Origin of the sequence: Mycobacterium sp. ACS4054 (genome assembly GCF_001667275.1) — a bacterium.
Classification (GTDB): Bacteria; Actinomycetota; Actinomycetes; order Mycobacteriales; family Mycobacteriaceae; genus Mycobacterium.
Genome location: NZ_LZHV01000035.1, coordinates 52200 through 78774, shown reverse-complemented (window position 1 = coordinate 78774; position 26575 = coordinate 52200). Strand labels below are relative to the sequence as shown.

Annotated in this window: 20 protein-coding genes and 3 pseudogenes; 12 read left to right on the top strand and 11 right to left on the bottom strand. The window is 69.7% G+C overall.

Features of this window, described 5'->3' with window-relative positions; translation table 11 throughout:
* Window positions 1-27: 27 nt before the first annotated feature.
* The 4 genes from A5730_RS07925 to A5730_RS07910 are packed head-to-tail and all read left to right on the top strand — an operon-like array spanning window position 28 to window position 3423.
* Window positions 28-777: an SDR family NAD(P)-dependent oxidoreductase gene (locus A5730_RS07925; RefSeq protein ID WP_067897942.1), complete on the top strand. Its 750-nt coding sequence runs from the start codon at window positions 28-30 to the stop codon at window positions 775-777.
* Window positions 774-1946 (top strand): bifunctional cobalt-precorrin-7 (C(5))-methyltransferase/cobalt-precorrin-6B (C(15))-methyltransferase, encoded by a 1173-nt coding sequence (locus A5730_RS07920; protein ID WP_067898009.1) that lies wholly within the window; start codon window positions 774-776, stop codon window positions 1944-1946. Before A5730_RS07925 ends, A5730_RS07920 begins: the two co-directional genes overlap by 4 nt.
* The gene (cobM, locus tag A5730_RS07915; RefSeq protein WP_067897939.1) at window positions 1943-2698 is read left to right on the top strand and encodes a precorrin-4 C(11)-methyltransferase; all 756 of its coding nucleotides are present in this window, start codon (window positions 1943-1945) and stop codon (window positions 2696-2698) included. The genes A5730_RS07920 and cobM overlap by 4 nt, the downstream gene beginning before the upstream one ends.
* Entirely contained in the window at window positions 2695-3423 is a 729-nt protein-coding gene (locus tag A5730_RS07910) for a cobalt-precorrin-6A reductase (protein ID WP_197506210.1), read from the top strand. Before cobM ends, A5730_RS07910 begins: the two co-directional genes overlap by 4 nt.
* Here A5730_RS07910 and sigC read toward each other — a convergent pair.
* Entirely contained in the window at window positions 3420-3977 is a 558-nt protein-coding gene (gene sigC / locus A5730_RS25120; RefSeq protein WP_231633729.1) for an RNA polymerase sigma factor SigC, read from the bottom strand. The two genes, A5730_RS07910 and sigC, sit on opposite strands and share 4 nt — an antisense overlap.
* A 180-nt stretch (window positions 3978-4157) precedes the next feature.
* Window positions 4158-4775: pseudogene (locus A5730_RS25115) on the bottom strand (DUF2275 domain-containing protein); the annotation flags it as partial.
* Window positions 4776-4929: 154 nt separating this feature from the next.
* On the opposite strand from A5730_RS25115, the gene A5730_RS07900 reads away from it, so the two are divergent.
* On the top strand, window positions 4930-6507 hold the full coding sequence (locus A5730_RS07900; protein ID WP_067897933.1) for a PPE family protein: 1578 nt from the start codon (window positions 4930-4932) through the stop codon (window positions 6505-6507).
* 3 nt (window positions 6508-6510) lie between these two features.
* On the opposite strand, the gene A5730_RS07895 is transcribed toward A5730_RS07900, so the two are convergent.
* From A5730_RS07895 to A5730_RS07880, 4 genes are read right to left on the bottom strand one after another with little or no spacing between them, the layout of a single operon-like run.
* Entirely contained in the window at window positions 6511-7986 is a 1476-nt protein-coding gene (locus tag A5730_RS07895) for a precorrin-2 C(20)-methyltransferase (RefSeq protein ID WP_067897931.1), read from the bottom strand.
* Window positions 7983-8609, bottom strand: a complete 627-nt coding sequence (locus tag A5730_RS07890) for a precorrin-8X methylmutase (RefSeq protein WP_067897928.1) — start codon at window positions 8607-8609, stop codon at window positions 7983-7985. The genes A5730_RS07895 and A5730_RS07890 overlap by 4 nt, the downstream gene beginning before the upstream one ends.
* A 4-nt stretch (window positions 8610-8613) precedes the next feature.
* Window positions 8614-9711 carry a precorrin-3B synthase gene (gene cobG / locus A5730_RS07885; protein WP_067897925.1) on the bottom strand — a complete coding sequence of 366 codons (1098 nt, stop codon included), beginning with the start codon at window positions 9709-9711 and terminating at the stop codon, window positions 8614-8616.
* A 40-nt stretch (window positions 9712-9751) separates the two neighbouring features.
* The gene (locus A5730_RS07880; RefSeq protein ID WP_156745727.1) at window positions 9752-11143 is read right to left on the bottom strand and encodes an EspA/EspE family type VII secretion system effector; all 1392 of its coding nucleotides are present in this window, start codon (window positions 11141-11143) and stop codon (window positions 9752-9754) included.
* 130 nt (window positions 11144-11273) lie between these two features.
* Between A5730_RS07880 and A5730_RS07875 the strand changes: the two genes are divergently transcribed.
* Both A5730_RS07875 and cobN read left to right on the top strand, forming a co-directional pair.
* Window positions 11274-11942 carry a S9 family peptidase gene (locus A5730_RS07875; RefSeq protein ID WP_067897918.1) on the top strand — a complete coding sequence of 223 codons (669 nt, stop codon included), beginning with the start codon at window positions 11274-11276 and terminating at the stop codon, window positions 11940-11942.
* Between the two features lie 3 nt (window positions 11943-11945).
* Window positions 11946-15521: a cobaltochelatase subunit CobN gene (gene cobN / locus A5730_RS07870; protein WP_067897915.1), complete on the top strand. Its 3576-nt coding sequence runs from the start codon at window positions 11946-11948 to the stop codon at window positions 15519-15521.
* Window positions 15522-15600: 79 nt separating this feature from the next.
* Here the strand turns inward: cobN and A5730_RS07865 are convergent, their stop codons facing one another.
* From A5730_RS07865 to A5730_RS07850, 4 genes and pseudogenes are all read right to left on the bottom strand, one after another.
* Window positions 15601-16404, bottom strand: a complete 804-nt coding sequence (locus A5730_RS07865; protein WP_067897912.1) for an SDR family NAD(P)-dependent oxidoreductase — start codon at window positions 16402-16404, stop codon at window positions 15601-15603.
* Window positions 16405-16877: 473 nt separating this feature from the next.
* Window positions 16878-17087, bottom strand: a pseudogene (locus A5730_RS25390) (helix-turn-helix domain-containing protein); the annotation flags it as partial.
* Entirely contained in the window at window positions 17074-18219 is a 1146-nt protein-coding gene (locus A5730_RS07855; protein ID WP_067897906.1) for a sulfotransferase, read from the bottom strand. The pseudogene A5730_RS25390 and the gene A5730_RS07855, both read right to left, overlap by 14 nt.
* Window positions 18216-19439 (bottom strand): DUF1214 domain-containing protein, encoded by a 1224-nt coding sequence (locus A5730_RS07850; RefSeq protein WP_067897903.1) that lies wholly within the window; start codon window positions 19437-19439, stop codon window positions 18216-18218. Before A5730_RS07850 ends, A5730_RS07855 begins: the two co-directional genes overlap by 4 nt.
* 126 nt (window positions 19440-19565) lie before the next feature.
* On the opposite strand from A5730_RS07850, the gene A5730_RS07845 reads away from it, so the two are divergent.
* Both A5730_RS07845 and A5730_RS07840 read left to right on the top strand, forming a co-directional pair.
* The gene (locus A5730_RS07845) at window positions 19566-19961 is read left to right on the top strand and encodes a PPOX class F420-dependent oxidoreductase (RefSeq protein ID WP_067897900.1); all 396 of its coding nucleotides are present in this window, start codon (window positions 19566-19568) and stop codon (window positions 19959-19961) included.
* Between the two features lie 6 nt (window positions 19962-19967).
* Window positions 19968-20822 carry a type 1 glutamine amidotransferase domain-containing protein gene (locus A5730_RS07840; protein WP_067897897.1) on the top strand — a complete coding sequence of 285 codons (855 nt, stop codon included), beginning with the start codon at window positions 19968-19970 and terminating at the stop codon, window positions 20820-20822.
* 5 nt (window positions 20823-20827) lie between these two features.
* Here A5730_RS07840 and A5730_RS07835 read toward each other — a convergent pair whose 3' ends face one another.
* Entirely contained in the window at window positions 20828-21532 is a 705-nt protein-coding gene (locus A5730_RS07835; RefSeq protein WP_067897894.1) for a dienelactone hydrolase family protein, read from the bottom strand.
* A gap of 73 nt (window positions 21533-21605) precedes the next feature.
* Between A5730_RS07835 and A5730_RS07830 the strand changes: the two genes are divergently transcribed.
* The 3 genes and pseudogenes from A5730_RS07830 to lnt all read left to right on the top strand — a co-directional run bounded on the left by A5730_RS07830 (window position 21606) and on the right by lnt (window position 26572).
* Window positions 21606-22136 carry an FxsA family protein gene (locus tag A5730_RS07830; RefSeq protein WP_067897891.1) on the top strand — a complete coding sequence of 177 codons (531 nt, stop codon included), beginning with the start codon at window positions 21606-21608 and terminating at the stop codon, window positions 22134-22136.
* A 98-nt stretch (window positions 22137-22234) separates the two neighbouring features.
* A complete protein-coding gene (locus A5730_RS07825; RefSeq protein WP_067898002.1) occupies window positions 22235-23767 on the top strand; it encodes an amidohydrolase in 1533 nt (510 codons plus the stop codon).
* A 220-nt stretch (window positions 23768-23987) separates the two neighbouring features.
* Window positions 23988-26572 (top strand): annotated as a pseudogene (gene lnt / locus A5730_RS07820) (apolipoprotein N-acyltransferase).
* The last annotated feature ends 3 nt before the right edge of the window (window positions 26573-26575 follow it).

The following is a 26575-nucleotide window of genomic DNA, read 5'->3' as shown; positions in this document are numbered from 1 at the left end:
ACGCTAGCGCAGGTAATAATCGCAGCCGTGGGCGACACGGGCGCGGGCCCAGTACTAATCCTGGGTGGCCGCAGCGAGATCGGCGTCGAGCTGGCGCGGCTGCTGGCGCCGGGGGCGACGGTGGTGCTCGCCGCGCGCAAGGCCGACCACCTCGACGAGGAGGTCGCCACCCTCCAAGCGGCCGGCGCGACGGCGGTGCACACCACGGAGTTCGACGCCGACGACCTGGAGTCGCACGGCCCGCTGGTCGCCTCGGTCGTCGCGGAGCACGGGCCCATCGCCACGGCGGTGCTGGCCTTCGGAATCCTGGGCGACCAGGCCCGCGCCGAGACCGACGCCGCGCACGCGGTGGCCATCGTGCACACCGATTACGTCGCCCAGGTCAGCATGCTCACCCATCTGACGGGCGCGATGCGCGAAGCCGGTAAAGGCCAACTGGTGGTGTTCTCCTCGATCGCCGGCGCGCGGGTGCGCCGCGCCAACTATGTCTACGGCTCGGCGAAGGCAGGTCTCGACGGGTTCGCCAGCGGCTTGGCCGACGCGCTGCACGGCACCGGGATCCGACTGCTGATCGCCCGGCCCGGGTTCGTGGTAGGGCGCATGACGGAGGGCATGGAGCCGGCGCCGTTGTCCAGCACCGCGGCGCAGGTGGCCGCGGCGACCGCGCGGGCGCTGGCCAAAGGCCGCCGCTCCGTGTGGATCCCGTGGGCGCTGGGTCCCGCCTCGGCCGTAATGCGGGTGGTGCCGCAGTTCTTATGGCGCAGGATGCCGCGATGATAATCGTTGTCGGGATCGGCGCCGACGGCATGGCGGGGCTCGCGGAGTCGTCGCGTCACGAATTGCGCAAGGCCACAATAATTTACGGATCGAAACGGCAACTCGACCTGCTCGACGACACCGTTACGGCGCCCCGGCGGCAGTGGCCCTCGCCGATGCTGCCCGCGCTGCGGTCGTTGCTCGACGATCACGCCGAAGACATCCACGTGGTGGCCAGCGGCGATCCACTACTGCACGGCATCGGGGGGACGCTGATCCGGCTGCACGGCCCCGATCAGGTGCGCGTGCTCCCGCACGTGTCCTCGGTGACACTGGCGTGCGCGCGAATGGGCTGGAACGCCCACGACACGGAGGTGATCAGCCTGGTCACCGCGCCGACGCACACCGCGATACGCCGCGGCGGCCAGGCGATCGTGCTGTCGAAGAGCGGCGCCACCCCCAGCGAGGTCGCCGTGCTACTCGACGCGCATGGCCGCGGCAGCTCGGTCCTGACCGTCCTCGAAAACCTGGGTGGCCCAACCGAACACCGCCGGAACGGCACCGCGCACGAATGGGCCGATTGCGCGCCATCGGACATCGACGACCTCAACGTGATCGCCATCCGCTACCTGCCCGACGAACGCCTGTCGCCGCTGCCCGACGACGCGTTCGCGCACGACGGGCAGATCACCAAGCACGGGATCCGCGCGGTGACACTGGCGGCGCTGGCCCCGCGCCCCGGCGAGCGGCTCTGGGACGTCGGCGCGGGCTCTGGCAGCATCAGCGTCGAGTGGTGCCTGAGCTGGCGCGGCTGCACCGCGGTCGCATTCGAGCGGGACGAAAAACGCCGCGACAACATCGAGTTCAACGCCGCCCATTTCGGTGCCGGCATCGATGTGCGTGGCGACGCCCCGGCGGCATTCGACGGGCTGGACCCACCGTCGGCGATCTTCATCGGTGGCGGCCTCACCCAGCCGGGGCTGCTCGACGCCTGCCTCGACAACCTGCCGACGGGCGGCCGCCTGGTCGCCAACGCGGTCACCGCCGAATCTGAAGCGGCTCTGGCGCAGGCGTATTCGCGACTCGGGGGACACCTGCACCGCTTCCAACACTATCGGGGCGAGCCGCTGGGCGGCTTCACCGGCTGGCGTCCCCAGATGCCTGTCACCCAGTGGGCGATGACCAAATGACGGTGTATTTCATCGGCGCGGGCCCGGGTGCGGCCGACCTGATCACCGTCCGCGGCCAGCGGCTCCTCGAGTCCTGCCCGGTGTGTCTGTACGCGGGCTCGATCATGCCCGACGACCTGTTGGCGGCGTGCCCGCCCGGGGCGAAAGTCGTTGATACCGGACCGCTGACGCTGGAGCAGATCGTTGCCGAGATCGCCGACGCCGACGCCGCCGGCCACGACGTGGCACGGCTGCATTCCGGCGACCCGTCCATCTACAGCGCGCTGGCCGAGCAATGCCGACGGCTCGATGCGCTGGGGATCGCTTACGAAATCGTGCCCGGCGTACCGTCTTTCGCCGCGGCAGCGGCCGCGCTCAAGCGCGAGCTCACCGTTCCCGGCGTCGCGCAGACCGTGACCCTGACCCGGGTCGCCACCTTGTCGACGGCCATGCCGCCCGGTGAAGACCTCGCCACCCTCGCCCGATCCGGCGGCACACTGGTCTTGCATTTGGCCGCGGCCCAGATCGATGCCATCGTGCCGCAGCTTCTCGGGGCCGGCTACCGACTCGAAACCCCCTGTGCTGTAGTGGCATTCGCGAGCTGGCCGCAGCAGGCGGTGCTGCGCGGCACGCTCGCCGACATCGCCGAACAGACGCACGGGGCCGGCGTCACCAAGACGGCGGTGATCGTCGTCGGCGACGTGCTGGCCGCCGAGGGATTCACTGACAGCTACCTGTATTCGACCGGGCGCACGCGGGGGAGCAGGCACTGATGCGCGTGCTGCTGCTCGGCGGCACGGCCGAAGGTCGCGCGCTGGCCAAGGCCCTGCATCCGCGCATCGACGTCGTCAGCTCGCTGGCGGGCCGGGTGCCCGACCCCGCGCTGCCGGTCGGCCCGGTACGCATCGGCGGCTTCGGCGGCCCTGACGGACTGCGGCGCTGGCTCCTCGACGAACGCATCGACGCGGTGATCGATGCGACCCACCCGTTCGCGGCGACGATGACGGCGCACGCCGCCGCCGTCTGCGCTGAGCTGAAGATGCCGCACCTGGTGCTGGCTCGTCCGGCCTGGGACCCGGGCTCGGCGATCGTGGTCGAATCGGATCGCCAGGCCGCGGAAGCCGTCGCGCGACAATCGTTTTCGCGGGTGTTTCTCACTACCGGACGCTCGGGAACCAAGGCCTTCGCGGACAGCGACGCGTGGTTTCTCATTCGCGCGGTGACCGAACCCGAGCCGTCGTCCCTGCCGCGCCGACACCAGCTGGTGTTGTCCCGGGGCCCGTATCGTTACGACGGCGAGCTGGCGCTGTTGCGAGAACACCGCATCGACGCGTTGGTCACCAAGAACAGCGGTGGGGACATGACCCGTGCGAAGTTGGATGCGGCTGCGGCACAGGGCATTCCGGTGGTGATGGTGGCGCGGCCACCGCTACCGGCCGGCGTGGCGGTGGTGGGCAGCGTCGAGCAGGCCACCGACTGGGTGACGGGTTTGGGCTAGCCGGTCAGGTCGTCGCGCTCGGCGTCGGCGGCCAGCAGCGCGTCGCGGGCGCGTGCGACGCGGGATCGGATGGTGCCCACCGGGCACCCGCAAACCGCCGCGGCGTCGGCGTAGGGCAGCCCCAACAACTGGGTGAGCAACAGGGCTTCCCGTTGCTCGGCGGTGAGACTGGCGATCATTGTGGTGACCTCGACCAGGTCCTCGAATCCGCGGGCGTGCCGGTCGCCCCGCAGCACGTGCTCCGGGTCGGCGCCCAGCGCGGCGCGCGGCCGTGACTGGACGTGGCGGATGTGGTCCGCGACGACGCGGCGCGCGATCGCGAGCAGCCAGGTCCGGGCGCTCGAACGCCCGGAGAACCGCTCGATGGCGCCGATCGCCCGCAGGAAGGTCTCCTGTGTCAGGTCGTCGGCGCTGCCCGCATCCGACAGATACGTGACGAACCGCCACACGTCTTGCTGGGTGGCTTTGATGAATGCCTCGAGCGCACGATCACTTCCACGCGCGGCGGCCAACGCGAGTTCGGTAACGGCCTCGTCATCGCTTGACGCGATCATGGCGAACCACCTTTGTTTCGCGGGCTCACTGAGTCTACGACGGCCTGTCGTAGCGGCTGTGGCGGGGTCGGCGGCGGACCGGTTGATGGGCCACAGGTGGGCGCGTCGTCGGCCCGCAGGAGCCTCCGGTCGCCAACCGGCGTCGTCCGTCGCGTCGGAGGCGCCCGATCGGTCGGATCGCACCCGCTCCCGCGCCACCAGCAACGCGAACGCGAGGCCCAACAGCAAGGGCATGTGACTGGCGATACGCGTCGCCGTCACCTCGCCCGCGAACGCATCCACGATCACGTAACCGAGCAGCGCAACCGAGTAGACGCCCGTAATCGCCGCCACCCCAATCGCGGTGACGGGCCACACGCCGGCGGCGACCATCGCCAAACCCAACGCCAGCAACCAGGCGGTGGACTCGTGCATCAGGTGCTCACCCGACATCGCGCCGTGCATGTGAGCCGACACCATGCCGAAATCGATCCCGCTGATCTGCGCGGCGGCAATCGCCACCTGGAACAAACCGACAGCGATCAGGCCCCACCGCCGGTAGTGCGCACGCAGCCAACGCATCCGGCGCTGGCGTCCCGACGATTCCTCGCCGATGCTCGCCATGATCTTCGCCACCAGGTCCGGTCCGTCGCCGGGCTCGACCGAGGCCATCCGGCGGGTCTGCACCGCGGCGCCGATCAGCCACGAACGGCAACGGCGGCACGATTCGAGATGCGCGTCAACCTGCTGCGCGAGCGCTTGGGGACGTTCGCCGTCCAGTCGAGCCGAAAGCGCTTCACGCGCCGCGTCACACCGCATCACTGCATCGTTGCGCATGCCCGGTCCGCGCGCAAAGAGCACCCGAAATCAACCGGCGGGAACTAATCCGTCCGGCAAACCGACCACTGAAGGTACGCAGCCCCAGCCCACCCACCGAAGAGGTATTCGTGTTCGTGCCCGCAGGCCACCGACGATGACCGCCCCGATCTGGATCGCCTTCCCGCCTGAAGTGCACTCGACCTTGCTGAGCAGCGGCCCCGGACCCGGGCCGCTGCTCGCCGCTGCGGCGACCTGGTCGTCGATGAGCAGCCAATACACCGACGCCGCAGACGAACTCGGCGGGCTCCTGGCCGCCGTGCAAGGCGGTGCCTGGGGCGGCCCAAGCGCCGAACAATACGTGGCGGCCCACGCCCCGTACCTGGCCTGGCTGCTGGAGAGCTCCGCCAAGAGCGCGACGGCGGCCGCGCTGCACGAGACGGCCGCCGGCGCCTACACGGCGGCGCTGGCCACCATGCCGACCATGCCCGAGCTGGCCGCCAACCACGCGACCCACGCGGCGCTGGTGGCGACGAACTTCTTCGGCATCAACACGATTCCAATCGCGGTGAACGAGGCCGACTACGCGCGCATGTGGCTGCAGGCCGCCGAGACCATGACCACCTACCAGGTGGTTGCCGAGTCCGCCCTCGCGGCGGTCCCCGCGTCCACGCCCGCGCCGTCGATCGTCGCCCCGGCCGCGGAGGCGAGCGTCGCCGCCGCGCAAGCCGCCGACACCCAACAGCAGGCCACCCAGGCCTACCCGTCCTGGCAGGACCAGCTCACGGCGTGGCTACAGCAGTACACCAAGAACTTCGCGTGGCCGGTGTCCAAGGACCTCAACCCGGGTGGCTGGCCGTTCCCACCGGTGCCGTTCGTCAACGGCCTCGCCTCGTTTTTCGGCCAGTTGGGGTTCTCGCCGGCCCTGTCCAGCGCGCTCGGCTGGGCCATCTTCCACACCCTGATGATCTTCTGGCCCTTCATGCAGGCCGCCATCCAGATGGCGGTCGTGCTCGCACCGATGGCCGTTTCCCTGCTGGCCGCCGCCGCGGCGGGGGGCGCGGCCGCGGCCGTTACCGCGGTCAGCGTCGTGGCCCCGCTCTCGGTCGCCGCACCGCTGCCGGCGGCCGCTCCCGCGCCGGCGCCGATGGCCTCCGCGCCGGCCCCGACCCTTGGCACCGCCCCCGCCAGCGTCAGCCATGTCCAGACGGTGTCCAGCGCCCCCGCCTCGACCGTGGCCACCCCGGCCGGCGGCGGACCGATCGCGGGCGGGCCGGGTGCCGGCTTCAGCCCCACGGCCACCGACGGGATCGGCGCGGGGATGTCCGACGCCCTGTACGCCGTGGGAATTTCGGGTCTGGCGGCGCGCGGCAGCGCCAGCGGCTGGGCGCGCCGCAAGGCCGAGGAGCCGGCGCCCGACGACGTGGACGCGCCCGCCGCGGTCGCGGCGTTGGCAGCCGCCAAGAGAAAGGCCCGCGCGCGCCGGCGCCGCGCGGGAACGGCCACGGACCGTGCGTACCGCTACGAATTCATGGACCTGGACCAGGAGGCTGTCGACGACGACCGCCCGGACGCCGTGGGCGCCTCCGATCAGGGCGGCGGACCGCTTGGATTCGCCGGCGCCGCAGCGCGATCCGGTGTCGCCCGGCCCGCCGGGTTGGCGACGCTGACGCGCGACGGGTTGAGCGACGGCCCCACCGTGCCGATGATGCCGAGCACCTGGAGCGAAGACTAGGCCCTAGCTCGGGTACCGCCGCGGGGTGAACACCCGATCACCGAAATCGCTTGCGTGCCATTGCGTTTGCGAAGAGCCGACGATCAGCAGGCAGCGCATGTCCACCGTGGCGGGGTCGAGGTCGGCCAGCCGCACCACGCGGACGTCCTCGTCGGGTCCGGACACGTTGCGGCCGATCACCACCGGCGTCCCGGGTTCGCGGTGTTCCAAGAGCAGGTCGCGCATCGCGCCGACCTGCCAGGTGCGTGTCTTGGACGCCGGGTTGTAGATCGCGAGCACGAGGTCGGCGGCGGCCGCGGCGGCCAGCCGCTCGGCGATGATGTCCCAGGGCTTGAGCCGGTCGGATAGCGAGATGACGGCGTAGTCGTGGCCCAGGGGAGCGCCGACGCGGCTGGCGACGGCCTGGGCGGCCGTCATCGCCGGAATGACGCGCACCCGCACACCCGGCCACTCCTTGGCCTCCTCCAATACGGCGGTGGCCATCGCGAACACCCCGGGGTCGCCCGACGACACCACGGCGACGGCGCGGCCCTCTTCGGCCAGCGCGCAGGCCAGCCGGGCCCGCGCCGGTTCGTCGGTGTTGTCGCTGGGGTGCCGTCGTTGCCCGTCGCGCACCGGGACGCGGTCCAGGTAGCCGCCGTAGCCGATCAGGTCGGTCGCGCTCGCGAGCTCCCGCCGGCTCTGCGGCGTCATCCAGTCGGTGTCGCCGGGGCCCAGGCCCACCACCGCGACGGTGCCGGCCGCCGACTGCCGCCCGCGTCGCCCGCCCGGCAACATCGCCAGCGAGAAGTAAGGCACGCCCGTTTCGTCGACCTCGGCGGCGGGCAGGATGCGCTGTCCGGCCGTGCTGGCCCGTTCCACGTAATAGGCGTCGTCAAGCTGGCCGGATGCTGAAAGGGCTTCCCGCACAGCGTGATACGAACGCCCGAGTTTGAGCACCACCGCGGCGTCGGCGTCGGCCAGGCGGCGGGTCAGCTCGGCGACCGGCAGGGTGCCCGGCAGTACCGAGAGCACCTCGTCGCCGGCCACCAACGGCGTCGCGATGGCCGCCGAGGCGGCGCTCACCGACGTCACACCCGGCACGATGACGGCATCGAAGCGTTGCGTCAGCCGGGTGTGCAAATGCATGTAGGAGCTGTAGAAGAGCGGGTCGCCCTCGGCGAGCAGCGCCACGTTGCGGCCCGCGTCGAGGTGCGCGGCGATGCGCGCGGCGGCCTCGACGTAGAAGTCCTCGAGCGCCCCGGCGTAGCCGCCGGGATGATCGGTCACCTCCGTGGTCACCGGGTAGATCAGGTGCTCCTCGATCTGGCCGGGCCGCAGGTACGGTTCGGCGATGCCGCGCGCGATGCTGCGGCCGTGCCGCGCGCTGTGGTAGGCCACCACGTCGGCCTCGCCGATCACCCGGGCGGCCTTGACGGTCACCAGTTCCGGATCCCCGGGCCCGAGCCCGACGCCCCAGAGCGTGCCTCGCGCCGTCATTCGCGCTCGCTCGCGATCGCGTTGACGGCGGCTGCGGCCATCGCGCTGCCGCCGCGGCGGCCCCGCACCACCAGGTACGACATCCCGCGCGGGCGGTCGATGAGCTCCTGCTTGGACTGTGCCGACCCGACGAATCCGACCGGGCCGCCCAGCACCCCGGCCGGCGGGTCGACACCCTCGTCGATCAGCTCGAGCAGCCGGAAAAGTGCGGTCGGCGCGTTGCCGATCGCCAGCACGGCGCCGGGCAGCCGATCGGCCCACAGCTCCACGCCGGCCGCCGACCGGGTGGTCTGGCGCCGGGCGGCCAGCTCGGGGGCGCGCGGATCGGCGACCAGCGACACCACCTCGTTGCCGGCGGGCAGCCGCGCCGCGGTGATCCCGGCCGCCACCATCGACGAATCGCACAGCACCGGGGCGCCGTTGCGCAGGGCGGATCCGACGCGGGCGGCGACGTCGTCGGTGTAGGCGACGTGCTCGGCGACGTCGACCTGCCCGCAGGTGTGGATCAGGCGGACCACCACCCGGGCGATGTCCTCCGGGAACCGGGCCAGGTCGGCCTCGGCGCGAATGGCCGCGAACGACTGGCGATAAATCTCCGCCGCGTCGCGGATGTAGTCGAGCACCCGATTACCGTAGCGGGCGGTATCCGTCGCCGGTCGCCAGCAGCACCTCGCCCGTAAGCGGGCTGCCGCAGGCGCGCTCGCAGCCGACGAAATGACGGTGCACTCCCGAATCCTCGTCCAGCGCCCGCGCGGCGTCGGCCCGCACATCGGCGAGCGAATGCGCGCACCCGGGTCTGCCGGTGCACGCGCTGAGGTTCAGCCAGGGGGAGTTCTCGTCGAAGACCAATCCCAACGGCGCCAGCACCCGCAGCGCGACGTCGGCGACGGCCTCGTCGAGATCGCAGACGAGCACCGATCGCCACGGCGTGATCACCAGCGGGACCTCGATCGCGGCCAGGTACTCCGCGACGCGTGCGGTCAGGACGCCCAACGGCACCGCGGCGCCGAGCGCCACCCGGCCGTCATTCTGGTTGATCCAGCCCACCGGCGGCCTGGTGACCGCCGGAAAGGGATCGTCACCGAGTTCGACGCCCGGCAGCAGGCTTTCGACATCGTCCAATTCCTTGACGCGCCAGGCTGTTCCGCGTGTGGTCGCGAAACGGGTCGCGATGACGACGAGCGTCTCGATCACCTCGCCGTCCGCCAGCCGGACGCCGGTGTCGCAGCCCGCAAGCAGCAACGCCCAACCGTCGGGGAGCGCGTGCACGCCGAGGTCGGCGCGCAGGCCCGAGACGTCGCCGCGCCCGTCGTCGAGGCTGAACCAGAACCGGCCGCCCAGCTCGACGAGGCTCGGTTCGGCGCGGATCGCCGCGTCCAGTTCGGCGACCCACGGCCGCACGTCGGCGGTTCCACCGGTGCGGCCGGACAGCGGGGACGCGACGATGTTGCGGACCCGTTCATGCGTCTCGGACGGCAGCAGTCCCGCGTCGGCGATGGCTTGGGCGGCCGCCGTCACATCGGTGATGCCGCGCAGTTGGATGTTGCCGCGCGCGGTGAGCTCCAGCGTCGACGAGCCGAATTCGGTGGCCACCCGTGACAACGCGGCGAGCTGGGCGGCTGTCAGCCCGCCGCCCGGCAGCCGGACCCGGGCCAGGGCGCCGTCGGCCGCGCGGTGCACCTGCAGCGCGCCGGGGCAGGCGTCGGCGTCGCGCATCCTGGCCATCCGTCCACGGTACGGGCGGCGCGGATCGTCAGTCGAGGTGTTACTGGCCGGTCTCGCTTCGAGCGATCCGCTGCGCCTCACCGGCGACTTCGACGGGTGCGCGGTCGGCGGCCCCGGAACCCGCACCCGCCCCCATGGCCTTTACCGCCGCCGCTGGTTCCTGGTCCGCCACCGGATCAGGCCGCCGTCCTCGTCCGACCAAAGGGTTAAGCGCGTCAGCGCGACCGGGCGATTGCGCCGAGTCATTTCCCGCTTGGTTCGACATTTGCATCAATGTGCTCAGGGTCGGCATCCCGGCGGATTGGCTGCCGCCTTGAAGGTTTTCCGGTATCTCGGGCGTATCCGCCTCGGCGCCGTCGGATTCCCGCGCAGCCGCCTTTCGCGAGGTTGGTTTCTGGCCCCTCGGGGCGGCGAGTGTCGGCGACGGCCCGTTGGAAAGAGTTTGGAATTCGGAGGCTCGCGATTCAGGTGCCGTAGCAACCACGCTTTGAGCCGTCGAATCGTTGACTAAATGTCTTGCGGCCGCACCCAGGCGCTCGATCTCGGTGGCCACATCGTCGGCTTTGTTGCCGTTCTCTACCGACATGCCGATCAGGGTGCCGAGCATGCCCAGGGCGGCAGAGATCGCCAGGGTGGAGGCAAAAATTGCCCAGCCGCTGGCCCACAATGCGCCGCTCGGAACGTAAGCCAGGGCTATTCTCAGCAGGACTTCGATGGCTATGGCGGTGGTAAGCAGGTTGAGCAGGATCCCGAAACCAAGTCGAATGTGCGTGACCCATTCCGCTTGGTCCGCGACGATATCTGCCAGTCGGCCGTCCAAATCGGCCAAATCCTTCGCAATGACTCGCAATGCCGTCACCTGGGCGGCATAGGCGTCAGAAGCGTCTCCCTCCCAGTCCTCGCTCGGCACGGCTGACTCCAGCTGTTCCTCGAGCGCGGCCCACAACTCCGCGCCGGATTTCAGATCGCTTCCCTCGTTCGGCGGGCCGAACCCCGTTAACAGTTCCAGGTATCCGACGACGCTGGCGGTCCACGGGAGGATGTTCACGGCCGCGCCGGTAAAGCCCCTAGTAGCGCCTCTCAGATTGGCGGCGACGTCACCGTCGCGTGCGATCTGCAGTCGACGGGTGGGGTCGTATAGGTACTTCGAATGCTTTTGCCATCTCGCATCGCTAAATGCCGTACGCACCCCTTTGTCGCGGTCGTATTTCGTGATGAAGTCGCCCGGCTCAAACATTCCCGAAAGCATTTGGCGAGACGTGAATGAGCTTCCCAGGCCACCGGTCATGCCCGTCAGGCTGGCCGCAAGGTATTCGCTGCCGCCGTCGGTGTCGGAGGTGGGCGGCGTGAGGTTGGCGTCCAGCCCGATGAACTGCGATCCGAAGTTTCCCAAGTTGGTGAGCATGCGGAGTGCATCGGCAACTATCGACATTCGGGCTTCCTCGGGTCAGCTTGTCGTTCTTGGTGTTCGAACAACGCTAACACCGGTTAAGGTACGCGAGCGTCACCAATTTTTTCCGGGCCGCGATTGAATACATGCAGCGCGGGGCACACTCGTCCCCATGCAGACGGTCGAATACGCGCCAGGCCGGTTGGTCGATGTCTACGGCGATCCGGCGCAGCCCACGGTCCTGTTATGGCACGGCATGCAGACCGATGCGCGGGCGGCGTTCGGACCCCTCGCCGGCATGCTCGCCGAGCGCGGCGCGGCGGTCGTGGCGCCGGACTGGAATTCCCACGCCGAGGACGGCGGTCGCGGGGATCTGTTGGGATCGCTCGACTTCGCTCGCAAACACGCCGCCGAACCCGACGCCATCGTGCTCGTCGGGTGGTCAATGGGAGGCGCCGCGGCGGCGGCGCTGGCCGTCAGCGGCGATGTGCAATTGGCGCATACCGTCTGCCTGGCAGGCGCGTTCATAGTCCCCGACCCGATTTTCGGTCGACGCGTCAGCGACGAACTCTCCCCGGAGCGTGTCGGCGCACCGTTCACGTTGCTGCACGGCCTGGGCGACGACGTCGTACCGGTGGCGGTCAGCACGGAGTTCGCCGCCAGCCTCCAACGGGTCGGGTGGCCGGTGAAGCTAGTGGAGCTGGCCGCCGACCACGGGTCCATCGCCGGCGCCGACTACGACGCCGCGGCGGATCGCTACGAGCCGGGCAAGAGCGAGGAGGCGCTGCGGGTCGCCGAGGAGGTCGCCGCCCGGATCGCGGCGACGTTCCGGTACGAATAGAGGGTGGCTGAGCCGACCATCCTGCTGCTCTCGACGTCCGACACGGACCTGATCAGCGCCCGCTCCAGCGGCAAGAATTATCGGTGGGCCAACCCGTCCCGACTGGATGAAGCGCAACTGCCCGACCTGCTGTCCGACGCCGCCATCGTGGTGGTCCGCATCCTGGGTGGCTACCGCGCCTGGCAGAGCGGTATCGACGCGGTGATCGCCAGCGGCGTGCCGACGGTGCTGGTCAGCGGCGAGCAGGCCGCCGATGCCGAGCTGACCGGTCTGTCCACGCTCGCGGCCGGCATCGCGGTGCAGGCGCACATCTACCTCGCGCACGGCGGCGTCGAAAACCTCCGCCAGCTGCACGCCTTCCTGTCCGACACCGTGCTGATGACCGGCTTCGGGTTCGGCCCGCCCGTCGTCACCCCCACGTGGGGCGAGCTGAAGCGGCCGAAGGCGGGCGGAACCGAGGGGCCCACCATCGCGGTGCTGTACTACCGCGCGCAACAGCTGGCCGGCAACACCGGCTATATCGAGGCGCTGTGCCACGCCATCGAGGACGCCGGCGGGCGGCCGTTGCCGGTGTACTGCGCGTCGCTGCGCACCGCCGAACCCGAACTGCTGCAACGACTGGGCGACGCCGACGCCATGGTGGTCACCGTCCTGGCCGCCGGGGGACTGAAACCGGCCACGGCGTCCGCCGGCGGCGACGATGACAGCTGGAACGTCGAACACCTTGCCGCCCTGGATATTCCGATCCTGCAGGGATTGTGCCTGACGAGCTCTCGGGCCCAGTGGAGCGGCAACGACGACGGGCTCAGCCCGCTCGACGTGGCCACCCAGGTGGCGGTGCCCGAGTTCGACGGCCGCATCATCACCGTCCCGTTCTCGTTCAAGGAGATCGACGACGACGGGCTGATCTCCTATGTCGCCGACCCGGAACGGTGCGCGCGGGTCGCGGGCCTGGCGATCCGGCACGCGCGGCTGCGCCACATCGCCGCGGCCGACAAGCGAGTGGCCCTGGTGTTCTCGGCGTACCCCACCAAGCACGCGCGGATCGGCAACGCCGTCGGCCTGGACACCCCCGCGAGCGCGGTCGCGCTGCTGCGAGCGATGCGCGAGCGCGGGTACCGGGTGGGCGACGTGCCCGGAGTCGACGCCGACGACGGCGACGCGCTGATCCACGCGTTGATCGAGCGCGGCGGGCAGGACCCGGACTGGCTCACCGAGGGTCAACTGGCCGGCAACCCGATTCGGTTGTCCGCCAAGGACTACCGCGACTGGTTCGCCACGCTGCCAACGGAGCTGACCGACGCGGTGACCAAGCATTGGGGGCCTCCGCCCGGGGACCTCTTCGTGGACCGCACCAACGACCCCGACGGTGAAATCGTCATCGCCGCAATGCAAGCGGACAACCTGGTGCTCATGGTGCAGCCGCCCCGAGGTTTCGGCGAGAACCCGGTGGCGATCTACCACGACCCGGACCTCCCGCCCAGCCACCATTACCTGGCCGCCTACCACTGGCTGGATGCCGGTTTCGGCTCGCACGCCGTGGTGCACCTGGGCAAGCACGGCAACCTGGAGTGGCTGCCCGGAAAGACGCTGGGCATGTCGGCGGCCTGTGGATCCGACGCCGCGCTGGGCAATCTGCCGCTGATCTACCCTTTTCTGGTCAATGACCCCGGCGAGGGCACCCAGGCCAAGCGGCGGGCGCACGCGGTGCTCGTCGACCACCTCATCCCGCCGATGGCGCGCGCCGAAACCTACGGCGACATCGCCCGGTTGGAGCAATTGCTCGACGAGCACGCCAACGTCGCGGCGTTGGACCCCGGCAAGCTGCCCGCCATCCGCCAACAGATCTGGACGCTGATCCGGGCCGCCAAGATGGACCACGACCTCGGGCTCACCGAGCGGCCACCGGAGGACTCGTTCGACGACATGCTGCTGCACGTCGACGGTTGGCTGTGCGAGATCAAGGACGTGCAAATCCGCGACGGCCTGCACATCCTCGGGCAAAAGCCCTCGGGCGAAACCGAACTCGACCTCGTGTTGGCAATCCTGCGGGCCCGCCAACTTTTCGGCGGCGAGCACGCCATTCCGGGTTTGCGGCAGGCGTTGGGCCTGGCCGAGGACGGCACCGATGAGCGTGGCGTGGTCGATCGGACGGAAGCGGCCGCCCGTGAGCTCGTCGCGGCCCTTCAGGCCGGCGGCTGGGATCCCGATGCGGCCGAACGCATTACCGATAACCCCGAGGTGGCGGAAGTGCTGCGGTTCGCCGCCACCGAGGTGGTGCCCCGGCTTGCCGGCACCGCCGCCGAGATCGACCAGGTCCTCAATGCCTTGGATGGCCACTTCATCCCGGCCGGGCCGTCCGGATCGCCACTGCGCGGTCTGGTGAACGTGCTGCCCACCGGGCGCAACTTCTACTCCGTCGACCCCAAGGCGGTGCCGTCGCGGCTGGCATGGGAAGCCGGTGTGGCCCTAGCCGATTCGCTGCTCACCCGCTACCGTGACGACCACGGGCGGTGGCCGCAATCGGTGGGGCTGTCGGTGTGGGGCACCTCGGCGATGCGCACCGCCGGCGACGACATCGCCGAAGTGCTTGCGCTGCTGGGTGTTCGGCCGGTCTGGGACGACGCGTCGCGGCGCGTCGTCGACCTCGCACCCATTCCGCTGGCCGAACTGGGGCGCCCACGCATCGACGTGACCGTGCGGATCTCGGGGTTCTTCCGCGACGCCTTCCCGCATGTGGTGACGATGCTCGACGACGCGGTGCGGCTGGTCGCCGAACTCGACGAGCCAGCGGACGACAACTACGTGCGTGCGCACGCCCAGGCCGACCTCGCCCAGCACGGCGACCGGCGGCGCTCGACGACAAGGATTTTCGGCTCCAAGCCGGGCACCTACGGCGCCGGGCTGCTGCAGCTGATCGACAGCCGCAACTGGCGCGACGATGCCGATCTGGCGCAGGTGTACACCGCGTGGGGTGGCTTCGCCTACGGCCGCGACCTGGACGGGCGCGAGGCCGTCGATGACATGAACCGTCAGTACCGGCGAATTGCGGTGGCTGCCAAGAACACCGACACCCGCGAACACGACATCGCCGACTCCGACGACTACTTCCAGTACCACGGCGGCATGGTCGCCACGGTGCGGGCGTTGACCGGCCAGGCGCCGGCGGCCTACATCGGCGACAACACCAGGCCCGACGCGATCCGCACCCGCACGCTGTCCGAGGAGACCACGCGGGTGTTCCGCGCCCGCGTCGTCAACCCACGCTGGATGGCCGCCATGCGCCGGCACGGCTACAAGGGCGCGTTCGAGATGGCGGCCACCGTGGATTACCTGTTCGGCTACGACGCGACCGCGGGCGTGATGGCGGACTGGATGTACGAGCAACTCACCGAGCGCTACGTGCTGGATCTCGAGAACCGCAAGTTCATGGCCGAGTCCAACCCCTGGGCGCTGCACGGGATGGCCGAAAGGCTGCTGGAGGCGGCCGGCCGCGGCATGTGGGCGCAGCCCCAATCGGAAACGCTCGACGGGTTGCGGCAGGCGCTGCTGGAAACCGAGGGCGACCTGGAGGGGTGAGCCCGCGAGCGTGCGGCTGGCCGCACAGTCGGCACCGAACGTGCGGCTGGCCGCACACTCGGCGCGAGCCGGCCGGCGGTCAGATGAAGTCCGATCCGCCGTCGACGTTGACGGTGGCCCCGGTGACATAACCGTTTCGCCGCGATACCAGGTAGGCGGTGATGGAAGCGACCTCTTCGGGGAGCCCGGCGCGGCCGAGGTCGCAGGGCTGGTGAAAGTTAGTGTCAATCCACCTCATGACGTCTACCGGATCCGTGGCGTCGAGCCCATCGGCGGCAAGGATATCCTTCAGCGCCTCGGTGAAGCTGGCGGTCACAATGGTCCCAGGGCACACGCAATTGACCAGGATGCCGTCCTTGGCAAGGCTTTTCGACAAGTTCTTGGTGACGCTCGCCAGTGCCGCCTTCGCCGCCGTGTAGGCGACGATGCGCGGGTTCTGCCGTTGGATCGAATGCGCGGACAGCGTGACGATGCGGGCCCAGTCGGCGGAGCGCAGCAGCGGCAACGAGACCCGGATCGACCGCACCGCCGACATCGTGCCGAGGGTGAACGCCTCGTCCCACTGCGCGTCGTCCATCTGCTCGAAATAGCCGTCGCCCGGGCCGATCGTGTGGATCAGGCTATTGAGCCGCCCCCAACGCTGCGCGACGGCGGCGAAGCCGTCGGCAATGGAGTCGGCGTCGGCCATATCGACGCTGATGCCCACGGCGTCCGGAGCGCCGGCGCGGCGCAGCGACGTCACGGCGGCATCCAGCGTCTCGGGGGTTCTGGCCATCACGGCCACGCTGGCTCCCTCGCCCGCGAGGGTTTCGGCGATGGCCAGTCCCATGCCCTTGCTGCCGCCGGTGACCACGGCCGTCGATCCCGCGAAACCTAGATCCATCGTCGACTCCTTCGCTACGTGTGGGAGCAAATCCGTTCGATCGCTTCCGGCGCCGCCCTCAGGCCGGTCAGGCAGAAACGCATCGTGCGCCGGCGGAGATCGTCGCGGGTGAACCCGCCGGTCGACCATTGCTGGTCGATGCCGGCCCAGACCACGCCGTGGATGAAGTGGGCGTCGATCAAGGGATCGATGTGGTGGAACGTCCCGTTGTCCAGGCCGCGCCGAAGTGCCTCGCTGAGTGGTCCGAGTATTTCCGCGTAGGCGGGCTGGATGAGGACGGGGGAGGCGAACATCTGAGACTGAGCCTCCTGTGAGAGCCGCCGCAGGTCCGCTCCGATGCCTTGATCGAACGCCAGGTCGAGGCGCCCCTCGATCCAGGCCGCCACGGCCTCGACCTCCGTTGTGGCACGCCGCATTCGGCGACTAAGCCGTCGCTTCTCGGCGCGTGCGGCCTCCAGGAAGACGGCGGCGAGCAATTCGTCTTTGGAGGCAAAGTGCCGATAGAACGCGCGGGTGCTCAGCTCGGCTCGACCTAGTACAGCGGCGACACCAAAGCCGCGGATGCCTTGTTCCCGCAGAATGAACGACGCGGCGGCGAGAAGATCGCGGCGCACCGCCGGGTCAGGATCCAGCTTGTCGCGTCGCCGCGTGCGAGGGGCCGTCACGTCGTCAACCGGTGGCATCGTAGGTGGCGAGGTAGTCGGCGAATCGTGCGCGCACGCCGTCGGGTGACAAGCCAAAGTCGGCGAGGTCATACTCGTGGGCACCCCGCGAGCCGGGTCGGTGCTCCTGGGCCCACCGGTTGACCGAATTCAAGGTGGCTTCGGAGAAATCGAGTCCGAGCGACGCGTAGCTGGCTTGCAGCGTCCGCACCGGGTCAGTTTGCAAATCCGCGAAGGAGACGTCGGCGAATCGCTCGTCACCCACTCGGCTGCGGAAATCCATTGCTCTCCTAATAGCTTCAACCCAGCTATCCAGTTGTTCGGCGCCGAGTTCATCGGCATCGTTGCGGTCGCTACTCCAGCTGCGCACGTACTGAATGAGGCTGCAAACCGAGCCCATCACCTTGGCCGGATCACGATGACTCCATAGGAACTTTGCGTCCGGGTAGGACTCAACGAGCGCATCGAGGGCGAACATGTGAACGGGAGTCTTGAGATGCCAGAGCGAGGGTGGACAGTGCCATTGCAGCAGCTTGAGGACTCGCCGGTGGTAGGTGTAGGTCTCCCGCATGTCGCATTGCATGACCCAGGCCAAGTACCTTGGCGCGCGGACGGCGCCATCGAAGTGGAACGTTCGGAAACTCATGCCCATCAAGTCCTGGCATTCCGTCGGGGCCGTCGCCTCGGAGTTGTAGAGCGTCTTCATCAACGGGAACATGTCGTTGAGCATCGCCAGTCCGGCCTCGGCTTGCGCGATCCGCGGATCTGTGTGTTGTGTGGCGGCTTCCGGTGGCGGGGCGGGGGATTGGGATTCCCACATTCGCAGTGACCGGAACTGCGGATCCGCGGCCACCAGTTGGCTCAGCGCCGTGGTACCGGTGCGGGGCAGACCGATGACAAACACCGGACCGCTGATTTCCTCGCGGTCTATTTCGGGATGTTGCGCGTAGGTCTCCTCGATCCTGAGGCGCTGGATCAAGGCGTTGGTGATGGTGGCGTGCTGGATGACCCGCCCCATGTCGTTGAGGTCGGCCTCGGTGTTCAGCGCTTCGACGATGCGTTCCAGCCCTTCCCGGTAATAAGGCGAGCCGAAGTCATCGAAACCAGTTGCGGCACAAGCGCCGTATTCCAGTTCGTCGGGATCGAACGTCATCGCCCGAACCGTTCTCGTACGGCGCGACACCGCGCGGCCAGGATGGCCGTCCGCTCCCGGGAGGTGACCTCGGGTGTGTCCGGGGGCAACGCGGCGCGCAGATCGGAGAACGCCACCACGCGTGTGGACGGCGTTGGAGCGGATTCCGTCCGCACGCAGCGCAAGATGATGGGTCCGTTGCTATGGCCCGCCGTGTCGAGCCAATTCGCAACCCCGGGATCGCGCTCACTCAGCACCACGCGCACCAGTCCGTCCGAATCCAACACGGCCTGATGGGCATTGAGGCTGGACTGGTGGCGCCCGTAGTGGATCGTCTCCCACCACGGATTGCCGATGGAAAAGCTCCAGTAAAGACCCTGGGGCGGCTCCACTTCCACAATGAGCGCTTCGCCGGAGCGCAACTCCCAGCGACCGATCACCGGCCTGTTCTCGGCGGCTGCGCCCATATCGGTGCGGTCGATCGGCGGCAGGAATCCGTTGGCCGGCGCCGCGGCGCCGAACTGCAGGAAAAAGGCCAGGTTGTCTGCGACGAAGTCGCCGAGGGCGGCGATCTGTCGGGCCACCACCGTGTCCGGATCGACTGAGAGGCCTTTGGTTTTCACCGCCGTACCGACTCGTTCGACGTGCAGCGACGAGGGCACTTCGGCATCCCAGTCGTAGAAGAAGTGCCGCACGGTCAAGGTGGGGTTGTCGCCCTCGATCCGCATCCAATTCCCCGGGCGTTCATCAGCCGACAGGATGACCTCGAAATTTCCGTCGGCATCCACCTCGAGTTCGTCCACCAGCTCGTTGGCCGTCGCGACAATGCCGTTCATCGTCTGCAGCCCGACATATCGAGCGGTGCCGCGATTGCCGAACAGCCGGTAACTTTCGCCGCCGCGCAGCGCGGCCCGAGTGTAGAGGCAGTCCGGGCACTCCATGCCCCAGGTCACCATGTCGTCGGTGCTGGTACGCCGCACGCTCAGAACCGGATCCGGGTCGAAGCGCAGCACCTCGTCGATACCCGCGGTGAGCAACACCAGAAGATGGCGCATGCCGGCGGCAAGGTCTGTGCGATTTCCGCCCGTCGGGTCGGATTCCACGACCTGGGCGGCTTCGCGGAGCCGGCTCAGCAGGTGCGACCAGGCCTGAAATAGACCGAGGTCCCCTGGCTTTCCCGATAGCGCGGCCTCGGTGATCGAAAACGGCAGCCAGGTGAGCGGTGTTGTCGGATCGCTCACGCTTCCCGCTTCCGTCGCCGCTGCCGAGGCCTTAACTGAAAATAGTATTTTCGTTTAAGGTGCCCTGACTATCGCAGCCGAAGGTGGGCGATGTCAATGCCGGGCCGCTGGGGGTAGGTTGACAGCGTGACGCCCAGCTTCGCCGACCTCGCCAAGGCGCAATACATCCTGTTGACCACCTTCACCAAGGACGGCAAGCCCAAGCCGACGCCGATCTGGGCGGCCCTGGACAAGCAGCGGGGGGACCGGCTCCTGGTCATCACCGGCGAAAAGTCGTGGAAGGTCAAGCGAATCCGCAACACGCCGCGGGTCACGTTGGCCACCTGCACGATGCAGGGCAAGCCGACCAGCGAGGCCGTCGAAGGCACCGCTGCCATCCTCGACAAGTCGCAAACTGCGGCGGTTTACGACGCGATCGGGCAGCGCTACGGCGTCGTGGGCAAGGTGTTCAACTTCGTCAGCAAGCTGCGCGGCGGCATGGAGAACAACGTCGGCCTCGAGCTGAAGGTGGCGCAGGCCTAGGGCCTCATGGGCGCCGTCCTCATCCCGATCCCGGACCGCGACTTCGACCCCACCGAGGTCGCCGTCAGCTGGCGCGTCCTGACCCGCGACGGTCATCGGGTGGTGTTCGCCACCGAAAGCGGCGCGCCCGCAAGAGCCGACGACATCATGGTGACCGGCCGCGGACTGGACGCCTGGTCCGCCCTGCCGGTGCTCGGCGGCATCCCGCTGATCGGGCTGATGCTCAGGGCCAACAGGGACGGGCGCGCCGCCTATCGAGATATGTTGGCGTCAAACGAGTTTCAGCATCCGATTGCCTGGTCCCAAGCCGGCCTCGACGGCATCGACGCGCTGTTGTTGCCCGGCGGCCATCGCGCCCGCGGAATGCGCAGCTACATCGACAGCGAAGTCCTGCACCGGCTCGTCGTGAACGCCTTCGCCCGCGGGCTGGTGGTGGGCGCCATCTGCCACGGTGTGCTGCTGGCCGCGCGCAGCGTCGACCCCGCGACGGGTCGCTCGGTGCTCTACGGCCGCAAGACCACGGCGTTGACGTGGGCGATGGAGGGCCTGGCGTGGCGCTTGACGCGGATCACCCGATTCTGGGACCGGGACTACTACCGCACCTACACCGAGCAACCCGGCCAGGCGAACGGCTACATGTCGGTGCAGGCGGAAGTAACTCGCGCGCTTGCGGATCCAACGGATTTCCGCGATGTGGTGCGCGGTTCGCCGGGCTGGCGGCGCAAGGCCTCGGGGATGGCGCGCGACACCCCGACCGATTCGCGGCCCGCGTTCGTCGTTGACGACGGCAGCTACGTGTCGGCCCGCTGGCCCGGCGACACCCACACCTTTGCCGCCGCCTTGTCGCGCAAGCTCAACTGACGCAACTAGGTCGAAGCGCCCGCCAAATGTTCGCCGAAGAACGCGAAAACGCGGCGCCAGGCGTCCTCGGTAGCGGCCTCGTCATAGCCGAAACCGGTGATCCTAAGCAATGATTGGGCGGGCAGATCGTTGGCGAAGCTGTGCCCCACGCCCGGATAGACCTTTACGTCGGCCGTGATGTTCTTTCTGGCGATGACCTCGTTCAGCTTCTCGGGCGCGCCCCGCCCCAGCGGGTCCTTCGCGCCGAAGCTGGCCACGATCGGGCACGCCCCGTCCAGCGTCTTGTCGAGGTTGCGGGGCAGGGGAGCGCCATAGAACGGTGCGGAGGCGCCGAACCCCTTGGGCGACATCACCAGTGCGAACTGGCCGCCCATGCAGAAACCCGCGATGCCGATCTGACCCGAACATTCCGGCATGGCCTTCAGGTGATCGCGGGCGGCCAGGATGTCGGAGAGGGCGCGGCCGCGCTGCGTCTGCAGCTCCTTCATCACCCGGGTGATGCAACGGATGCGGCCGCCCCGCGCGTACATGTTCGGGGTGATCGCCACATAGCCGGCCTCGGCGATGCGCTTGTTCGTCGACTCTTTGTCCCGGCCGTATCCGAACGCGTCGTGGACCACCACGACACCGGGCCACGGGCCCTGGCCCGAGGGCAGGTCCAGCAGCGCGTCGATCGGTCCTTCGGGCGTGTCGATCTCAATCGTGGTCATAGCGTCATCTAACTGCAATCGCCCCGGACATCACCATGGGAACTTCGACGCGGTCGGCGGACGTTGGCCAGACATGCTGTCACGGCTGTTTGTCATCTACGCCGTCGTGGAGCTGGCGGCGACCATCGCCCTGGCTTCGGCGATCGGATGGGGCTGGACGGTGCTGGCGTTGCTGGGCACCTTCCTGCTCGGCTGGGGCCTGATGGTGCCGATGATGGGATCGCACGTCCTTCGCCAGATCGCTCACCTGCGGTCCGGCCTGGCCGCTCCCCGCACCGCGGCGAGCGACGGCGCGCTCTTCGCCCTGGCCGCACTCCTGGTGCTGGTGCCCGGACTGGTCACCACGGCGTTGGGGCTGTTGCTGCTGGTCCGGCCCGTCCGCTCGGCCGTCGGCCCGGGACTGGCGGCGGTCGCGATGCGCGGGCTGCGGCGGCGGATGCCGTTGCTCGCGGACGCGACGCTGTTCGGCGCGCGCCAGGGCGGCGCCCCCGCGGGCGCCGACTACATCGACGGTGAGGTCGTGGACGTGCGGGACTTCAAACCGCCCGCCCTGCCGAACGAGCCGGTGCGCGGTGGTTTCCCGGGACGGCCCGGCTGGGACTGAACATCGCCCGCCGCCCCACGTAGTTTTGCCCTGTGACTGCAACCACGCTGCTGGTCAACGGCCGGGTGCACAGCCCGACCCATCCCGACGCCACCGCCATGGCGGTGCAGGACGGCGTCGTGGCGTGGCTGGGCAGCGATGACGTCGGCCGCAGCCTGTTCCCCGGGACGGACATCGAGGACCTGGACGGCGGTTTCGTGGCACCCGGCTTCGTCGACAGCCACATCCATCTGACCGCGACCGGCCTGACGCTGAGCGGGCTGGACCTGCGCGCGGCGGGTTCGCGCGCGCAGTGCGTCCAGATGGTCGCCGACTATGCGGCCGCCCACCCCGGCCGGCTGGTGTGGGGACACGGCTGGGACGAATCGTCGTGGCCCGAGAACGCCGCGCCGGCAACCGCCGACCTGGACGCCGTCCTCGGGGACCGGCCCGCCTATCTGTCCAGGGTGGACGTCCATTCCGCGCTGGCCTCGACCGGATTGCGCCGGCTGGCCGCCGACCTGCCGGCGGCCGCCGGCTTCAGCCCCGACGGTCCGCTCAGCGGCGACGCCCATCACCTGGTCCGCGCCGTCGCGCGCGGCCTGCTGAGCCCCGAGCAGCTCGCCGAGGCCCGTGAGGCCGCCCTGCGGGCGGCCGCGGCGGCCGGCATCGTCGCGGTGCACGAATGCGCCGGACCCGAGATCGGCGGGCTGGACGACTGGCTGAAGCTGCGGGCCCTGGACCACGGCGTCGAGGTGACCGGCTATTGGGGCGAGGCGGTGACCACCCCCGCCCGGGCGCGTGCGCTGATCGAGGAGACCGGCGCCAGCGGGCTGGCCGGCGACCTCTTCGTCGACGGCGCACTCGGGTCGCGCACCGCCTGGCTGCACGAGCCGTACGCCGACGCCGAGGAACGGCGCGGCACCTGCTACCTCGACCCAGACCTCATCGAGGCGCACGTGCGGGCGTGCACCGAGGCGCAGGTGACCGCCGGCTTCCACGTCATCGGCGATGCCGCGGTGTCGGCCGTGGTGACGGCTCTCGAACGGGTCGTCGCGCGGCTCGGGTCGGTGGCCGTCGCCCGGTGCGGGCACCGCCTCGAGCACCTCGAGATGGTGACCGCCGAGCAGGCCACCCGGCTGGGGCAGTGGGGCGTCATCGCGAGCGTGCAACCCAACTTCGACGCGTTGTGGGGCGGCACCGGCGGCATGTACGCGCGGCGTCTGGGCGCCGAGCGAGGCAGTCAGCTCAACCCGCTCGCGCTGTTAGCATCCCAAGGCGTGCCCCTCGCGCTAGGTACGGACGCACCGGTAACGGGCCTCGACCCGTGGGCGAGCGTGCGCGCGGCGGTCAACCATCACACCCCCGGCAGCGCGGTGTCCGCGCGGGCCGCCTTCGCCGCGGCGCCCCGCGGTGGCTGGCGGGCCGCCGGGGTGCACGACGGCAAGACCGGGACTTTGGTGCCCGGCGCGCCGGCCTCCTACGCCGTCTGGGACGCCGGGGCCCTGGACGTCCACGCGCCCCGCGACGCCGTCGCGCGCTGGTCGACCGACCCGCGCGCCCGGGTGCCGGCCCTGCCCCGCCTGGGCCCGACCGACGCTTTGCCGCGGTGCCGGCGGACGGTGCATCGGGGCGCTGTCATCCATGGCTAGGGACGACGACCCGGTGGACGATCCCGGCGCAACTCCCGATAGCGACCCGATCAGCGACGAAGCGGAATCGGAACGCGGCGACGAGCCCGCCGCCGTCGAGCCCGAGCCCGAAACCGACGCCTCCGACGCCGGCGCCCGGCCGATCGCGGCCCGTCTGCAAGCCGTGCCGGGCCGGCTGGGCGCGGCGGCGCTCGCGCGGCTGCCCGCCGTCCGGGCCGCCATGCGGCCGCGGCTGGCCCGCCTGGTGTGCGCCACCGCGGGCGGTGTGCTGCTGTTCACCAGCTTCCCCTCCCTGAACTGGTGGTGGGCCGCGGTCGTCGCGTCCGCGCTGCTGGCCTGGGTGCTCAAACATCCCGCGACCACGCCGACGGGCGGTCTGGGTTACGGCTTCTTGTTCGGGCTGGCCTTCTATCTGCCGCTGCTGCCCTGGATAAGCACCCTCGTCGGCGCCGTGCCCTGGACGGTGTTGGCGATGACGTGCGCGCTGTTTCCCGCCTTGTTCGGGCTGTGCGCCGTGCTGGTGCGCGGGTTGCCGGGCTGGCCCGTCTGGTTCGCCGTGGTGTGGACCGCCCAGGAGTGGCTGAAATCCACCCTGCCGTTCGGCGGCTTCCCCTGGGGCGTGGTGGCATTCGGCCAGGCGCAGGGCCCCTTCCTGCCACTGGCAAAGCTCGGCGGCGCCGCGCTGCTCTCCCTGGCGATCGTGCTGATCGGCTTCAGCGCGACCGCCATCGCAATCGAGATCGTGAAGTGGTGGCACGCCGGCCGCCGGGCGGGAAGCGGCGACGAACCGGCGAACGCCGATGCGGCACCGCCGGCGGTGGTCCTGCCGGGCGTCTGCATATGCCTCGTGTTGTTCGCGGCGGTCATCGTCTGGCCGCAGGTGCGGCACGCCGGCACCGGGTCGGGCGGCGAACCCTCGGTCACCGTCGCGGCGGTGCAGGGCAACGTGCCGCGGCTGGGTCTCGACTTCAACGCGCAACGCCGGGCGGTGCTCGACAACCACGTCCACGAGACGCTGCGGCTGGCGGAGGACGTGCGCTCCGGGCAGGCGCCGCAACCGCAATTCGTCATCTGGCCGGAAGACTCCTCGGACATCGATCCGCTGGCCAATGTCGACGCCGCGCTGGAGATATCGCAGGCCGCGACCGCGATCGGCGCCCCGATCCTCATCGGCACCGTGTCCGAACTGCCCGGCAGCCCGCCGGACAACCCCCAATACACCAACACGATGATCGTCTGGAACCCGTTAACCGGCCCCGCGGACCGGCACGACAAGGAGATCGTGCAACCGTTCGGCGAATACCTGCCGATGCCGTGGCTGTTCAGGCACCTGTCCGGCTATGCCAACCGCGCGGGGAACATGGTGCCCCGGCCGGGCCGGGACGTCGTGCACATCGCCGGGGTGCCGGTCGGGGTCGCCACCTGCTGGGAAGTGATCTTCGACCGGGTCCCGCGCAAGGCGGTGCTCAACGGTGCCCAGTTGCTGGCCGTGCCGAGCAACAACGCCACCTTCAACAAGACGATGAGCGAACAACAGCTGGGATTCGCCAAGGTGCGGGCGGTCGAGCACGACCGATACGTGGTGGTCGCCGGCACCACGGGGATCAGCGCGGTGATCGCGCCGGACGGCGCCGAGCTGGTGCGCACGGACTTCTTCCAGCCCGACTACCTGGACATCCAGGTACGGCTGAAGACCAAACTGACGCCGGCGACGCGGTGGGGCCCGCTGCTGCAGTGGCTCCTGGTCGCGGCGGCCGGAGCGGCCATCCTGGCCGGGATGCGGCACAATAGATGGTTCCCGCGTCCCATTCGTCAGAGGTCCGAGGCCCCGGACGAATCCCCGAACGGCGGTGCGCCCGCGGGCGACAGCCCGCCCGACGAGGCCGACTCAGCCAGTCCGCCCGAGGAGGGCGGGGACCAGACGCCGCCGGACACCGACGGTGACTACACTCCGCCCCACGAGGGCGGCCGACGACCGTCGCGCCATTCCGGCCGACACAGAGGAGCTACATGACCACCGGCCAGCCGGCGCCCCGGGTCCCGGGCAGCCGCCCCAGCGAGCGCGTCCTGGTGATCATCCCCACCTACAACGAGCGGGAGAACCTGCCGGTGATCCACCGGCGGCTGAAGGACGCCTGCCCCCACGTCCACCTGCTCATCGTCGACGACAGCAGCCCCGACGGCACGGGCGAGCTCGCCGAGGAGCTGGCGGCCGCCGATGCCGGTCGCACCCACGTGATGCACCGCACCGCCAAGGACGGGCTGGGCGCCGCCTATCTGGCGGGCTTCGCCTGGGGGCTGAGCCGCGACTACTCGGTGCTGGTCGAAATGGACGCCGACGGCAGCCACGCCCCCGAGCAGCTGCACCTGCTGCTGGACGCCGTCGACGCCGGAGCCGATCTGGCCATCGGTTCCCGCTACGTGGAGGGCGGGGCGGTGCGAAATTGGCCGTGGCGGCGCTGGGCGCTGTCGTGGACGGCCAACACCTACGCGCGGATCGCGCTGGGTATCGGTGTGCATGACATCACCGCCGGCTACCGCGCCTACCGCCGTGAGGTCCTCGAGGCGATCGGGCTCGATGCGGTCGACTCCAAGGGCTACTGCTTCCAGATCGACCTGACCTGGCGCACCGTCTGCGGCGGGTTCGTCATCGCCGAGGTGCCCATCACCTTCACCGAACGCGAGCTCGGCGTCTCCAAGATGAGCGGATCCAACATCCGCGAGGCGCTGGTCAAGGTGACCCGCTGGGGCATCGAGGGCCGTAGGACCCGCGCCGGCAGCCAGCGCGCCGACAACCGCACCTAAGCG